Raw genomic sequence first — 14,787 nt, 5'->3', positions numbered from 1 at the left:
CTGCCGCTGCCTCGAGGAAGCGCGCGGCGGGCCGCACGATCCCGGTCTCGACCGCGCTCCCTGACCGGCGGAACGGCGTGCGCAGCAGTCAGGACGATAAAGTTGGCCACGATGGAAACCGCGCATGCGCAGCGAACTCTCCCCCGTTGACGTCACGACGGTCCAGGAACGGGTCTACCAGAGCCTGAGGCTGGCCCTGCTGAAGGGCCGCTTCCTGCCGGGCGAGCAGGTCTCGATCCGCGGCCTCGCCAAGGCGCTGGGCACCAGCCCGATGCCGGTGCGCGAGGCGGTCAAGCGGCTGGTCGCGGAGAAGGGGCTGGAGCAGTCCTCCGACCGCCTGCTGCGGGTCGCCCCCTACGTCGCCAGCGTCCACGAGGAATACATCCGGATCCGCATGCAGGTGGAGGGCTTCGCGACCGAGAAGGCCTGCCTGTCGAAGGACCCGCTGCTGATCGACAAGCTGAAACAGCACAACGCGACGATGCTGGAGGCGACGCAGGGGAGGGACCTGGAGGCCGCCCTCGCCGCCAACCAGGCCTTCCACTTCGAGCTCTACCGGGCCGCCCGCTACCCGCAGCTCCTGGACATCATCTCGAACCTCTGGCTGAGGACCGGCCCGATCCTGGCCGCCTCGCGGCACGACAGAGACCTCTTCGGCCGGGTCTTCGACATCGGCGTCCAGATCCACGAGGAGGCGATCGAGGCGATCGTGCAGAAGGACCGGGTCGCGGCGCGGCGGGCGATCGCCCTCGACATCCGCGCCGCGCACTACGCGATCCGCCGCTACTATGCGGCGTCCCGCGAGGCCGAGCCGGTGGAGGCGCCGGCTGCCCGCCAGCCCGCCGAGGTCGGCTGAGGCGGAAGCCTAGGACATCGGGCGAGCAATTCGTCAGGCCGGATCGCGATCCGGCCTACAGGGTCTCGACGTTGCCGCAGACGCTGAGCGCCTGGCCGGAGATGCTGGCGCCGGCCGGCGAGCAGAGGAACAGCGCCATCGCCGCGACGTCCTCCGGCTCGACCATGCGGCGCAGCGAGACCAGCTTCAGGTACTGCGCCTCCATTTCCTCGTAGGACAGGCCGGCGGCCGCCGCGCGGTCGCGGATGACCCGCTCGATGCGCGCGCCGCGCACGACGCCCGGCAGGATCGCGTTGACGCGGATGCCCTCGGGGCCGAGCTCCTTGGCCAGGCTGGCGGTCAGGCCGATGACGCCCCACTTGGCGGCGGCGTAGGGCGTGCGCAGGCCGTAGCCGAGCCGGCCGGCGACCGAGGAGAGGTTGACGATCGCGCCCTCGCCGCCGGCGCGCAGCAGCGGGGCCGCCAGCCGGACCACGAGGAACTGCCCCAGCAGGTCGACGTCGAGCGTGCGCCGGATCTCCTCGACCGGCAGCTGGTCGATCGGCCCGGTCGGGCCGGAGATCCCGGCATTGTTGACCAGCACGTCGAGGCCGCCCAGGCGCGCCGCGACCTCGGCGAAGAGGCGCTCGACCGCGGCCGGGTCGGCGACGTCGGCCAGGGTCGTCGCCGCCTCGGGATGGCGCGCGGCGAATTGCCCGAGCGCCTCGGCGTCGAGGTCGCAGACCAGGACCCGGGCACCGGCCTCCAGGAAGGCCTCGGCGATCACCGCGCCGATGCCGGCGGCGCCGGCGGTGACCAGCACCCGCAGGCCGGCGCGCGGCCGCATCCGTTCGAACAGCTTCATCGACTGCCTTTCTCTGACGGTCACGTCATGCCACCTCGAGCCAGTTGCGGCGGACCTCGGGATCGCCGGCCAGCTCGTCGGGCGTGCCGCGGAAGACGATCTCGCCGTGGCCCATGACCAGGACCTGGGCGGCGACCTTGAGCGCGATGGTCAGCTTCTGCTCGACCAGCACCACGGCGACGCCGCGGCGGCCGATGTCGAGGATCACCTCCATCACGACCTCGACGATCCTGGGCGCCAGGCCCTCGGTCGGCTCGTCGATCAGCAGGACGCGCGGGTTGCCGAGCAGCGAGCGGCAGATCGTCAGCATCTGCTGCTCGCCGCCGGAGAGATGGCCGGCCCGGATCAGGCGGCGCTCCCTGAGGCGCGGGAAGTAGTCGTACATCTCGGCGACGCTCCAGGCGGGCGCGCCGGGTGTCGGCGTCTGCACCCCCATCGCCAGGTTCTCCTCGACGGTCAGGTTGGCGAAGACCAGCCGCTCCTCGGGCACGAAGCCGATGCCCTGGCGGCAGATGACGAAGGGCCGCCGGCCGGTGAGATCGCGCCCGGCGAGGCGCACCGAGCCGGCCGAGGGCGGCACCAGCCCCATGATCGCCTTGAGCGTCGTCGAGCGGCCCGAGCCGTTGCGCCCGAGCAGCGAGACGACGGCCGCCTCGGGGATCGCCAGGTCGACGCCGTGCAGGATGTGGCTCTTGCCGTAGTGCGCATGCAGGCCCCGGACCTCGAGCAGGCTCATGGCGCCGCCTCCCCGCCCGAATCCTGGCCGAAATCCCGGCCCGAACTCTCGTCCGGCTCCTCGCCGAGATAGGCCTCCTGGACCGCGCGGTTGGCGCTGATGCGCTCGGGCGTGTCGGTCGCCAGGATCTCGCCGTAGACCAGCACCGAGACCCGGTCGCAGAGGCTGAAGACGACGCTCATGTCGTGCTCGACCATCAGCAGGGTCTTGCCCGCGGTGACCTCGCGGATCAGCTCGACGGCGCGGTCGGTCTCCTCGCGCGACATGCCGGCGGTCGGCTCGTCGAGCAGGATGACGTCGGCGCCGGTGGTCAGCGTCATGCCGATCTCCAGGGCGCGCTGCTCCGAATAGGTCAGGTCGCCGGCCAAGTCCTCGGCCCGCGCCTCGAGGCGGACCAGGGCGAGGATCGCGCGGGCCTCCTCGTTGACTTGGCGCATCCGGGCGACCGGCCGGAACAGGCCGAAGCGCAGGCCGTGGCGCGCCATCACGCCGATCCGCAGGTTCTCGAACACGCTGAGCCGGTGGAAGATGTTGGTGATCTGGAAGGAGCGCGCGAGGCCGCTGCGGTTGATCCGGTGCGGCGGCAGGCCGGCGATGCTGCGCCCGCGCAGCCGGATGTCGCCGCCCGAGAGCGGGAACAGGCCGGAGACCAGGTTGAACAGGGTCGACTTGCCGGCGCCGTTCGGCCCGATCACCGCGTGGCGCTCGCCGGCCGGGATCTGCAGATCGACGCCGCGGACGACCGGGATCGCACCGAAGGACTTGGCGACGCCGACGAGCTCGAGGGCGGGAGGCGACGCGCTCATGACGGCGAGCCCGACGGGGCGGAGCGCGCCGAGGCCTCCGGACCCCGGCCGGCCGGCCGGCCGGCGGGGGCCGAGCGGACGGACTCCCACAGCGCGGCGATGTCGCGCCGGGCCCGCGCGATCAGGAACAGCCCGGCCAGGAACAGCGCCAGCGGCAGGCCCCAGGTCAGCGGACCGGCCGGGTCCCACTGCGCCCCGAAGGCCTCGAAGGGCGGATGGCCGCCGCCGGCGTCGCGGCGCAGCACCGCGTAGCCCTCGCCGAACAGCACGCTCAGGCTTTCGATCATGAACACCATCCCGGCCGCGACCAGCGCCCCGCCCAGGCCGGCCAGCGCATAGGGGCCGGCGAGCCGGGACCAGTCGAGCTGGCGGCGGTGGCGCAGATGGTGCTGGACGATGCCGCCGATGCCGCCCGGCGCGAACAGCATCACCAGCACGAAGATCAGGCCCTGATAGAGCTGCCAGGAGCGGGTCAGGTCGGAGACCAGGTGGTCGAAGAGCGTGAAGGCCGCGGCGCCGAGCGCCGGCCCGAAGAAGACCGTCGAGCCGCCGACGAAGGTGTTGAGGACGACCCCGGCCGAGACGTGGGCGGAGAAGAGCGAATAGTTGGCGGTCTCGTTGGAGATCGCCTGCAGCGCCCCGGCGACGCCGGAGAACATCGCGGAGATCGCGAAGACGATCACCTTGGTGGCATGGGCGTCGTAGCCCAGGAAGCGGACCCGCTGCTCGTTGTCGCGCAGGGCCAGGGTCAGGCGCCCGAAGGGGGTCCGGGTATAGGCCCAGAGCAGCCAGACCGACAGCGTCACCCAGCCGAGCGCCAGGTAGTAGACCTCCAGGGTCGAGCCGAAGATCAGGCCGCCCCAGGGCATGCGCATCGACGACAGGCCGGCCTCGCCGCCGAACAGCCCCTCCCAGTGCGGCGCCAGGGAATGGAACAGCTCGGCGATCGCCAGGGTCACCAGGGCGAAGTAGACGCCCGAGCGCAGGGTCGCGAAGAAGCCGGCGACGGCGCCGACCGCGAGGCCGGCCGCCGCGCCGGCGAGCGGCAGCAGCGGCGTCGGGAAGGCGAGGCCGTCCTCGACCGCGCGCATCAGGTGCAGCGTCGCGAAGGCGCCGATCCCGAAGTAGGCGGCATGGCCGAAGGACAGCAGGCCGGCCTGGCCGACCAGCAGGTTGAAGGCGAGCGCGAAGAGGCCGGCGATCAGCACGTTGACCAGGGCGTTCTGCAGGCCGAGGTCGAGAAAGGGCGGCAGGCCGATCAGCAGGGCCAGGACGAGGGCGAGGAGGAGCGGCGTTCTCACGGACGGGCTCACGGGCGGGCTCACGGGCGGGCGGCTCCTCAACTGCGCTCGCCCATCAGGCCGGCCGGGCGCACCAGCAGGACGACCAGCATCAGCACGAAGGGGATGGTGCCGCTGATCGAGGAGACCGTCATGGTCATCAGCCCGCCCAGCGAGCGCGCCCAGGGGCCGAGGCCGACCAGGTCGAAGAGGCTGGCCAGGGACCAGTCGATGCCGACCGCGAAGGAGGAGAAGAGGCCGATCAGCAGGGAGGCGACCAGGGAGCCCTTGAGCGAGCCCAGGCCGCCGACCACGACCACCACGAAGACGATCACGCCGAGCTCCAGGGCCATGTTGGGATTGGTCGGGAAGAAGGCGCCGGCGACCGCGCCGCCCAGGCCGGCGAGCGCGGCACCGGCGCCGAACACGCTCATGAAGACCAGGGGAATGTTGTGGCCCAGCGCCTCGGCCATGCTCGGCAGGCGCTCCGCGGCGCGCACCACGATGCCGATCCGGGTCCGCGACAGCAGCAGGTAGAGGACCAGGAACATGGCCAGCGCGACCCCGCCGATGAACAGGCGGTAGAAGGGATAGTCCGTGCCGAAGACCGTGAAGGCGGCGAAGCGCAGGTTGTCCGGCATCTGGTAGTTCACCGGGAAGTCGCCGTAGAAGAGCTTCACCAGCTCCTCGAAGATCAGCGCCAGCCCGAAGGTCAGCAGCAGCTCGTGGGCGTGGCCGAAGGCGTGGATCCGGCGCAGCAGATAGCGCTCGACCAGCAGGCCGACGAGGCCGACGACCAGCGGGGCGACCAGCAGGCCGGCCCAGAAGCCGACCAGCGAGGACAGCGTGTAGGCGACGTAGGCGCCCAGCATGTAGAAGGAGGCGTGGGCGAAGTTCAGCACGCCCATCATGCCGAAGATCAGGGTCAGGCCCGCCGAGACCATGAACAGCAGCAGGCCGTAGATCACGCCGTTCAAGGCGGAAATGATGGCGAATTCCAACGCTCGCCCTCCGGAAGCAGGGGCCGGTGCAGGGACGAAGGGGCTCGATCCCGCCGGATCCGCGCGGCGGCGGACCCGGCGGGACCTGTTCCCCGTCCGGCGTCAGCTCGGGCGCTTCATCTCGCAGGACGACTGGACCGGATAGATCGCCTCGGCACCGGGCACGACCGAGACCGGCGCGAAGCCGAGGTCGGTGCCGTCGGCCGGATACTTCGGATCCTTGACGACCTTGGAGACGACGACCGGGCGGATCGTCTGGTGGTCGGCCTTGCGCACCGAGATCGGGCCGACCGGGCTGTCGTAGGTCGTGTCCTCGAGCGCCAGGGCGATCTTGGTGGTGTCGATCGCGCCGCCGTGGAAGTCGAGCTTGGCCAGGGCCAGCTGCAGCGACTTCATCGCGAACACGGTCTGGGGCTCGACGAACAGCGGGTAGTGGCCCATCACCTTCTTGTAGTCTTCCGCGAAGGCGGCGTCGCCGGCGGCGTTGTCGTAGTTGTTGGCGATGTAGTGGCCGAGGGCCGTCTCGCCGGCGTTGGCGATGTTGCCCGGCTGGTCGAGGAAGGCGGTGCCGAAACGGACCTTGAGGCCGGCGTCGCCGGTCGCCTTCATCAGCAGCAGCAGGTCGTTCGACCAGTTGCCGGTGATCACGGTGTCCGGGTTCGCCTCCTTGATCTTGGCGACGAAGGGCGAGAAGTCCTGGATCTTGTTGACGTCGTGCAGGACCTCGCCGACGACCTTGTAGCCGCCCATCGGCGCCGCGGCCTCGATCGCCGCCTGCATGTCCTGGCCCCAGGAGTAGTTCTGGTTCAGCGAGTAGACCCGGGTGCCGAGGTCGCCTGCCGCCTTCATGGCCTTGACCAGGGCGTTGACCCGCATCGGCGCGGTCGTGGTGTAGCGGAAGTGGTAGAAGTGGCACTTCTCGCCGGTCAGCGCCATCGCCTCGGCGCCGACGTTGATGAAGATGATCTCCTTGCCGGGATTGCGCAGGTTGTGCTTGCGCACGTCCTCGGTGATCTGCCCGGCGATCGCCGAGGAGGCGCCCTGCACGACGATGTTCACGCCGTCGGCGACCGCCTGCTTGAACTTGTCCGCGGCGCCGGTCGAGCCGCCGGCGTTGTCGTACTCGACGACCTCGACCGGCTCGCCGTTGAAGCCGCCCTTGGCGTTGATGTCCTTGACGCCGTACTGGACGCCCGCGGCGAAGAGACGGCCGGTCGAGGTCTGGGCCCCCGAGAGGCTTTCGATGATCCCGATCTTCAGGGGATCGGCGTGGGCCGGCACCGCCAGGGCGGCGCCCACGGACAGGATTGCGACTGCGGCAAGACTCTTCATGGCATCATTCCTCCCAAGATATTGATTTTATTCTTGTTGAACCGCCGCCGCGGGTGCGGCGACGGCCTGGCGTCGGCTTCGCTTCATGGGAAGGGCGGCAGCGCGTTCGATCGTCCGGGCCCCTGCGTCCCGCGCCCCCGGGTCCGGACGCCCGCGCCAGGACACGGCCCCCCGCCCTCGCCGCCGCGCCCCCAGCCTTCCCCCAAAGGCCTCCGGGGCGGCGTCCACCTCGGCAACGGTTCCGGAGACCCCGGCAGGAGGCAGTCCCCGCCACCGGTTACTTCGGGTTCGGCCGCCGGCCTCTTCTTCCCGTCGCTCGCGTCAGGGACGAATACATGGAAGGTCGGGGAGCCGTTGGCCGGGAGGCAGTCGTAGCGGCGCTGCTTCTTCCCTCTTCAGCGAAATCACGCCGGAAGCATTCCATAGCGCCGGCGCCGTCGTCAAGGATCTGTGATCTGTGATCACACTCTTCACACCGACGCACCCTGCCGCCCCCGTCTCGGGCCGGAAGTCCCAACCTGCCCGAGGCCCGGCCCGGATCAGCGGTCCGGCGCGGGCGGGACCCTGCGGCCCGGCGCGGTGCCGGCGACGGCCGCCAGCGTGTCGATGCGGGCCTTCTCCTGGGCGTCCTTCGGCTTGGCGGTCGCCCGGCGATAGTCGCGGTAGAGGAACATGATCTCGGTCCAGAGGCCCGGCAGGTCGGTCAGCAGGCTGTCGCTGCGGAAGCAAGCCTCGTAGTCGACCTTCTCGCCGCCGCGGCCGATCTTCTTCAGCACCTCCTTGGCGATGCGGCCGTAGCCGACGACGCTGGGGTGCATGCCGTCGAGGCCGCAGAAGCCGCCCCAGCGGAAGCCGCCGCCGAGGTAGCTCTCCAGCATCATGTTGCTGATCGACACGCCGCCGGCCTTGATGACGTTGTCGTCACTGAGCCGCTGGTGCTTGCGGTTGAGGTGGCGCATCTGTTCGGCGAGGTCGACGATCTCGACCCGGTCGCCGAGCCGCTGCCTCATGGTCTCGGCCATGTTGGCGTTGATCGCCGCGACCCGCTCGTCCTGCCACTTCAGCTCCTGGCCGGTCATGGTGCCGTAGCCGAAGCCCATGCGGTTCTCGTAGTTGTCGAAGTAGCCGTCGGGGCCCGGCAGGTGGCCGCTGTAGGAGATCGACTCCGGCGCCGGCATCAGGTTCGGCACCTGGCTCGGCAGCACCAGGCCGTTGACGATGATCTTCCTGGTGCCCGGCCCGACCTCCTTCAGGTGGTCGGCGAGGATCTCGTAGCGCTTGCCGATCTCGGCGACGCGCTGGTCGGTCAGGTTGGGATTGCCCTCGAAGCCGGCGTCGAACAGGCCCTCGTTGCTGCCGATGTTGAGCAGCAGGATCTCGGGCTCGCGGAGCTTGACCAGCTCGACCGGCTGCACGCCCTCCAGCGCGTCGGAGCCCGAGGGATTGAGGGTGAAGCGCGCGTTGAGGCCGAGCAGCGCGTCGGCGAGGCCGCCGTCGGGGATCTGGGCCTTGCTCAGGCCCTTGATGCTGGAAGCGTCCTTGTATTTCAGCGCGTCGGCCTGGCGCGAGCGCCGCTCCCAGTCGAAGGCGTAGAGGTCGCCGATGTCCATCGAGGCGACCGAGACGTTCTCGAAGGCGAGGCGCCCCGAGCCCGAGCTCGGCCGGCGCGTCCAGTAGCGCGCGTTGAGCGACAGCAGCTGGTCAATGGCCCCCAGGTCCGGCAGCAGCCGGATGAAGGGCTCCATGTCGATGATCAGCGGCCGCAGCGGATCGGGATAGCTGAAGGCCTTCTCGTCGAGGCCGAGCGCGCGGGCGACCTGGGCCGGCGGCGAGAAGCGGAACAGCGGCGCGCTCATCGTCAGCGAGCGCACGCCCTGGTACATCGAATCGCCGATCGCCATCAGCGGCGGGTTCTTGTAGCTCGCCGGCAGGTCGACAGCCATGACCCCCTCCCCTGTCCCGGTTGCGGTGCCCCCCAGCGGGATCATTCTGCACCGAAAAGGACCGAAAGGCTCGGTCGAAACGCCCGCATCGATTGCCGAGGGCACGGAACGAAGCGGCCGTGGTTCCGTTGCCCCTGTCTCTGCCGCAGATCGAGGGAAGACCGACCATGGTGCTCGCAACGGCGATCGTCGTCCTGCTGCTCGGCCTCTGCCTGCTGGGCGGCGGCGCCTGGCTCGCCTGGCTCGGCGGCTCCTGGTACTACCTGATCGCGGGCCTCGGCTTCCTGGCGACCGCCGCACTGCTGGCGAAGCGCCGGCGCGCGGCGCTCTGGGTCTATGCCCTGGTCGTCGCCGGCTCGCTGGCCTGGGCGCTCTGGGAGGTCGGCCTCGACTGGTGGCAGCTGGCGCCGCGCGGCGACGTCATCGCGCTTCTCGGGCTCTGGCTGCTGATGCCCTGGGTCGCCGGCCGCCTGCGCCGCTCGGCGGAAGCGCCGAAGCCGAGCGCCGTCTCGCCAGCCGGTCTGCCGCTCAGCCTCGCGGTGCTCGCCTCGGTCGCCGTCGGCGGCTACGCACTGGCGACCGGCAACTGGGGCATCCAGGGCCGGCTGCCGGCGCGCCATGACGGCCAGGCGCTCGACGCCGGCGTCGCGCCCGGCGACTGGCCCGACTACGGCCGCACCGCCGGCGGCAGCCGCTACAGCCCGCTCGACCAGATCACGCCGGCCAACGTCGCCGAGCTGCAGAAGGCCTGGGAGTACCACACCGGCGACCTTCGCGGCCCCGGCGACCCGGTCGAGACGACCTACGAGGTGACGCCGATCGAGATCGACGACACGCTCTACCTCTGCACGCCGCACGACATCGCCATCGCCCTCGACCCCGTGACCGGCAAGGAGCGCTGGCGCTTCGACCCGAAGATCGAGAAGAACGGCGACCGCCAGCACCAGACCTGCCGCGGCGTCTCCTACTGGCGCTCGCCCGGAGTCGCCGAGGGCCAGGCCTGTCGCGACCGCATCTTCCTGCCGACCTCCGACGCCCGGCTGATCGCGCTCGACGCCGCCAGCGGCCAGCCCTGCCCGGGCTTCGGCGAGGGCGGCACGGTGAACCTCTGGGCGCACATGCCAAACGAGCAGGCCGGCTTCTACTACTCGACCTCGCCGCCGGTCGTCGCCGAGGGCCTGGTCGTGATCGGCGGCGCGGTCAACGACAACGTCTCGGTGCACGAGCCCTCGGGCGCGATCCGCGCCTACGACGCCGAGACCGGCAAGCTGGTCTGGAACTTCGACGCCGGCCGGCCCGACAGGACCGAGCCGCTGACCGGCGACGAGACCTACACCGCCAACTCGCCGAACAGCTGGTCGATGCTCAGCGTCGATCCCGACCTCGGGCTCGTCTACGCGCCGATGGGCAACGCGCCGCCCGACCAGTTCGGCGGCGACCGCACGCCGGAGACCGAGCGCTTCTCCTCCTCGGTCGTGGCCCTGGACCTCGAGACCGGCCAGGTCCGCTGGGTCTTCCAGACCGTGCACCACGACCTCTGGGACATGGACGTTCCGGCCCAGCCGCAGCTGGTCGACCTGCAGCGCGACGGCCGCAGCGTGCCGGCCCTGGTGCAGCCGACCAAGCAGGGCGAGATCTTCGTGCTCGACCGCCGGACCGGCAAGCCGCTGCTGCCGGTCAGCGAGGAGCCGGCGCCGCAGGGCGCGGCGAAGGGCGACCATGCCGCCCCGACCCAGCCGGTCTCGGCGATCTCGTTCCGGCCGCCGCCGCTGACCGGCCGCGACATGTGGGGGCTGACGCCCTTCGACCAGCTGGCCTGCCGCATCGCCTTCCGCCGGCTGCGCTACGACGGCCGCTACACGCCGCCCTCGACCCGGGGCTCGCTGATCTATCCGGGCAACTTCGGCGCCTTCAACTGGGGCGGCGTCGCGGTCGATCCGGTGCGCCAGGTCATCGTCGGCATGCCGGTCCAATTCGCCTTCACCTCGCGGCTCGTCCCGCGCGCCGACGACACGACCAACTACGTCTCGGATGGCAAGCCGGGGCTCAACGAGAACTACGGCGCGCCCTATGCCGCCGACATGGGCCCCTTCACCTCGCCGCTCGGCCTGCGCGTGCCCTGCCACGCGCCGCCCTGGGGCACGGTCGCCGGCATCGACCTGGAGACCGGCGAGGTCGCCTGGCAGCACCGCAACGGCACGATCCGCGATCTGGCGCCCCTGCCGCTGCCGTTCGGGCTGGGCGTGCCCTCGCTCGGCGGCCCGGTGATCACGGCGGGCGGCCTCGCCTTCGCCAGCGGCACGCTGGACTACTACCTCCGGGCCTACGACGTGACCGACGGACGGGTGCTGTGGAAGGCGCGCCTGCCGGCCGGCGGCCAGACCACGCCGATGAGCTACCGGGCCCGCGACGGCCGGCAGTACGTGCTGACCGTCGCCGGCGGCCACGGCTCGACCCATACGAAGGCCGGCGACGCGGTGATCGCCTACGCCCTGCCGGCCTCGTGACGGTATCGGGGTAGAGGCCGATCGCCGCAGGCCGGCGGGCCGGCCGGAACCTCCGGCGACGCGGCCTGTTGACCGCTCGAGGCCCGCGGTCGCGGGTCACCCCTCGCAACCATCCGGGAGACCGCCATGCCGCAGACCGTCGTGATCACCGGAGCCTCGGCCGGCGTCGGCCGGGCGACCGCCCGGCGCTTCGCCGTCGAAGGCGCGCGGATCGGCCTGATCGCCCGCGATCCGGAACGGCTGGAGGAGACGGCCGAGGAGGTCCGGCAGCTCGGCGGCGAGGCCCTGCCCTGCCCCGCGGACGTCGCCGACGCCGAGGCGGTGGCGAGCGCCGCCGGGGCGGTCGAAGAGCGCTTCGGCCCGATCGACGTCTGGGTCAATGCCGCCATGGCGACGATCTTCGGCCGCTTCGCCGAGATCACGCCCGAGGAGTTCCGCCGCGCCACCGAGGTCACCTATCTCGGCTTCGTCAACGGCACGCGCAGCGCGCTCGCGCGCATGCAGCCGCGCGACCGCGGCACGATCCTGCAGGTCGGCTCGGCGCTGGCCTACCGCTCGATCCCGCTGCAGTCGGCCTACTGCGGCGCCAAGCACGCGATCGTCGGCTTCACCGACTCCCTGCGCTCGGAGCTGATCCACGGCGGCAGCGGGATCGAGCTGGTCATGGTCCACCTGCCGGGCATGAACACGCCGCAGTTCGAGTGGTCGCGCAACAAGACCGGCGAGCGGCCGCAGCCGGTGCCGCCGATCTACCAGCCGAGCGTCGCCGCCGAGGCGATCCACTACGCCGTCGAGCATCCGCGCCGCGAGCTCTGGCTCGGCTGGGCGACGCTCAAGACGATCCTCGGCCAGCGCCTGGCGCCGGGCCTGCTCGACCGCATCCTGGCCGACAAGGCCTACGACGGCCAGCTCACCGGCGTGGCCGAGCGGGCGCGGCCCGACAACCTGTTCAAGCCGGTCAGGGGCCGCTTCGGCGCGCGCGGCCGCTTCAACGACCGCGCCAGATCCGGCAGCTCCGAGCTCTGGCTGGTCGAGCATGCCGGCGGGCTGGCGGCCGCCGGCGGCGTCGCCCTCGGCCTGCTCGCCGGCTGGGCGCTGGCCCGCCAGGCGACGCGGCACTGACGGGAGCCATGAGCCAGAGCTCCGCCTTCCCGGCGATCGGCGACTACGGGCTGATCGGCGACTGCCGGACACTGGCCCTGGTCTCGCGCCGGGGCAGCGTCGAGTGGCTCTGCCTGCCGGACCTCGACAGTCCCTCGCTGTTCGCCCGCCTGCTCGACCGCGAGCGCGGCGGCTTCCTCGCGGTCGCCCCGGTCGGCTGCCAGGGCGCGCGGCGGCGCTATCGCGAGGGCACCAACGTGCTGGAGACCGAGCTGGAGGCACCCGACGGCCGGCTGCGCGTCACCGACTGCCTGCCGATCGAGAAGAAGGCGGACCAGCTGCTGCAGCCCGAGCGCGAGCTGGTGCGCTTCGTCGAGGTCCTGGAGGGCAGCCCCGAGGTCGAGGTCGTCTACGCGCCGGCGCCGGGCTACGGCGCGGCCGAGGCGCCGGTCGAGCCGCACGGCCGGCTCGGCTGGCGGCTGGCCGAGCGCGGGCGGCTGGTGCTGCTGCGCTCCGACCTGCCGCTGTGGCAGGACGGCCCGCGGCGGGTCGGCGGCCGCGAGCGCCTGCGCGCCGGCGAGACGCGCAGCCTGTCGTTGTCCTTCCACCAGCGCGACCCCGCGATCCTGCCGCTGCTCGGCGAGGAGGTCGCCCGCAAGATCGAAGCGACCGCCGACTGGTGGCGGGACTGGAGCGGCGCCTGCGACTACGACGGCCCCTTCGCCGAGGCGGTGCGGCGCAGCGCACTGACCCTCAAGGCCCTGCAGTTCGTGCTGTCGGGCGCCGTGATCGCAGCGGCCAGCAGCTCGCTGCCGGAGGCGCTCGGCGGCGGGCGCAACTGGGACTACCGCTTCTGCTGGCTGCGCGACGCCGCCTTCACCCTGCGCGCCTTCGTCGACACCGGCTTCGAGGCCGAGGCGGCGGCCTTCTTCGACTGGCTGCTGCACGCGACCCGCCTGACCCAGCCCCGGCTCGACGTGCTCTACGACGTCTACGGCCGAACCGGCCTGGCCGAGAAGACCCTGGACCATCTGGCCGGCTATCGCGGCTCGCGGCCGGTCAGGATCGGCAACGCCGCTTCCAGCCAGGTGCAGCTCGACGCCTACGGCGAGGTGATCAGCGCCGCGGCGATCTTCATCGCGCGCGGCAATCGCCTGGACCGGGCCGAGCGCCGGCTGCTGGTCAGGCTCGGCGAGACCGTCTGCAGGCTCTGGCGGCAGCCCGACAACGGCATCTGGGAGTTCCGCGGCAGCAGGCTCCACAACACCTGGTCCAAGGTCATGTGCTGGTCGGCGCTCGACCAGCTGCTGGCGCTCGACGACCAGGGCGTGCTGGCGGTGCCGCGGGCCCGCTTCGAGGCGGAGCGGGAGAAGCTGCGCGAGACGATCTTCGAGCAGGGCTACGACCGCGCGCTCGGCAGCTTCCTCGGTGCCTTCGGCGAGAGCTTCCTCGACGCGACCCTGCTGCTGCTGCCGCGCACGGGGCTGATCGAGGCCGACGACCCGCGCATGGCCGGAACCTACGAGCGGATCCAGGAGCGCCTCGGCGCCGGCCCGCTGCTGCACCGCTACGACGCCGGCACGGACGGCCAGGAGGGCCAGGAGGGCGCCTTCGCGATCTGCAGCTTCTGGGCGGTCGAGTACCTGGCGCGCGCCGGCCGCCTCGACGAGGCGCGGGAGCGCATGGCGGCGATCCTGCAGTACCGCAACGACCTCGGCCTGCTGTCCGAGGAGATCGACGCCGACGGCGGCGAGTTGCTCGGCAACTTCCCCCAGGGCTTCAGCCACAGCGGCCTGATCAACGCCGCACTGGCGATCGCCGAGGCCGAGCGCGGCGCGCAGGGCCTGCGGGGCGAGGCGGCATGATCTGGTCCGGCTTCACCCAGCTCGACGTCGCCGCGGTGCTGGTCTGGGGCGCGGTCGCGACCGCGGCCATGACGACCTTCACCGAGGGCGCCCAGCTGTTCGGCCAGTCGCGCATGAGCCTGCCGTTCCTGTTCGGCAGCTTCGTCAGCGGCCGGCGCGACCGGGCGACGGTCTGGGGCTTCGTCCTCTACAGCCTGGGCGCGCTGCTGTTCGCCTTCTTCTACAGCCTCGCCTTCGAGGCGATCGGCCGCGCCACCTGGTGGATCGGCGCCGGCCTCGGCCTGCTGCACGGCCTCTTCCTGATCACCGTCTTCCTGCCACTGCTGCCGCACCTCCATCCGCGCATGGCCAGCGAGTACGACGGCCCGGACGCCGAGCGGCGCCTCGAGCCGCCGGGCCGCTTCGGGCTCAACTACGGCTCGCGCACGCCGCTGATCACGGTCGCCGGCCAGATGCTGTTCGGCCTGGTGCTCGGCGCCGCCTACGCGGTGGGCTGACGCCCGGGTGGGCTGGCAG

Annotated in this window: 12 protein-coding genes; 5 read left to right on the top strand and 7 right to left on the bottom strand. The window is 71.7% G+C overall.

Translation table 11 applies throughout. The annotated features are described in order from the left end of the window. The first annotated feature begins 124 nt into the window (after positions 1–124). On the top strand, positions 125–856 hold the full coding sequence (locus B9O00_RS27510; protein WP_085125933.1) for a GntR family transcriptional regulator: 732 nt from the start codon (positions 125–127) through the stop codon (positions 854–856). A 55-nt stretch (positions 857–911) separates the two neighbouring features. On the opposite strand, the gene B9O00_RS27505 is transcribed toward B9O00_RS27510, so the two are convergent. From B9O00_RS27505 to B9O00_RS27475, 7 genes are all read right to left on the bottom strand, one after another. Continuing rightward, positions 912–1,700, bottom strand: coding sequence for an SDR family oxidoreductase (locus B9O00_RS27505; RefSeq protein ID WP_085125932.1), 789 nt, complete (start codon positions 1,698–1,700; stop codon positions 912–914). A gap of 25 nt (positions 1,701–1,725) precedes the next feature. After that, a complete protein-coding gene (locus B9O00_RS27500) occupies positions 1,726–2,436 on the bottom strand; it encodes an ABC transporter ATP-binding protein (RefSeq protein WP_085125931.1) in 711 nt (236 codons plus the stop codon). Then, positions 2,433–3,242, bottom strand: coding sequence for an ABC transporter ATP-binding protein (locus B9O00_RS27495; RefSeq protein WP_085125969.1), 810 nt, complete (start codon positions 3,240–3,242; stop codon positions 2,433–2,435). Before B9O00_RS27495 ends, B9O00_RS27500 begins: the two co-directional genes overlap by 4 nt. Then, positions 3,239–4,543: a branched-chain amino acid ABC transporter permease gene (locus B9O00_RS27490; protein ID WP_085125930.1), complete on the bottom strand. Its 1,305-nt coding sequence runs from the start codon at positions 4,541–4,543 to the stop codon at positions 3,239–3,241. Before B9O00_RS27490 ends, B9O00_RS27495 begins: the two co-directional genes overlap by 4 nt. A gap of 38 nt (positions 4,544–4,581) precedes the next feature. Next, positions 4,582–5,523: a branched-chain amino acid ABC transporter permease gene (locus B9O00_RS27485; RefSeq protein WP_085125929.1), complete on the bottom strand. Its 942-nt coding sequence runs from the start codon at positions 5,521–5,523 to the stop codon at positions 4,582–4,584. 102 nt (positions 5,524–5,625) lie between these two features. Continuing rightward, positions 5,626–6,855: a branched-chain amino acid ABC transporter substrate-binding protein gene (locus B9O00_RS27480; RefSeq protein ID WP_085125928.1), complete on the bottom strand. Its 1,230-nt coding sequence runs from the start codon at positions 6,853–6,855 to the stop codon at positions 5,626–5,628. A gap of 539 nt (positions 6,856–7,394) precedes the next feature. After that, positions 7,395–8,798: a hypothetical protein gene (locus B9O00_RS27475; protein ID WP_159460348.1), complete on the bottom strand. Its 1,404-nt coding sequence runs from the start codon at positions 8,796–8,798 to the stop codon at positions 7,395–7,397. A 167-nt stretch (positions 8,799–8,965) separates the two neighbouring features. On the opposite strand from B9O00_RS27475, the gene B9O00_RS27470 reads away from it, so the two are divergent. The 4 genes from B9O00_RS27470 to B9O00_RS27455 all read left to right on the top strand — a co-directional run bounded on the left by B9O00_RS27470 (position 8,966) and on the right by B9O00_RS27455 (position 14,768). Then, a complete protein-coding gene (locus tag B9O00_RS27470) occupies positions 8,966–11,305 on the top strand; it encodes a glucose/quinate/shikimate family membrane-bound PQQ-dependent dehydrogenase (RefSeq protein ID WP_085125926.1) in 2,340 nt (779 codons plus the stop codon). 126 nt (positions 11,306–11,431) lie between these two features. Then, positions 11,432–12,427, top strand: coding sequence for an SDR family oxidoreductase (locus B9O00_RS27465; RefSeq protein WP_085125925.1), 996 nt, complete (start codon positions 11,432–11,434; stop codon positions 12,425–12,427). A gap of 8 nt (positions 12,428–12,435) precedes the next feature. Further along, positions 12,436–14,271: a glycoside hydrolase family 15 protein gene (locus tag B9O00_RS27460; RefSeq protein WP_085125924.1), complete on the top strand. Its 1,836-nt coding sequence runs from the start codon at positions 12,436–12,438 to the stop codon at positions 14,269–14,271. Further along, positions 14,268–14,768 (top strand): hypothetical protein, encoded by a 501-nt coding sequence (locus tag B9O00_RS27455; protein ID WP_085125923.1) that lies wholly within the window; start codon positions 14,268–14,270, stop codon positions 14,766–14,768. Before B9O00_RS27460 ends, B9O00_RS27455 begins: the two co-directional genes overlap by 4 nt. The last annotated feature ends 19 nt before the right edge of the window (positions 14,769–14,787 follow it).

Origin of the sequence: Tistlia consotensis USBA 355 (genome assembly GCF_900177295.1) — a bacterium.
GTDB classification, from domain to species: domain Bacteria; phylum Pseudomonadota; class Alphaproteobacteria; order Kiloniellales; family DSM-21159; genus Tistlia; species Tistlia consotensis.
The sequence above is the reverse complement of the archived record's forward strand: the minus strand, read 5'-3'. Positions and strand labels throughout refer to the sequence as shown.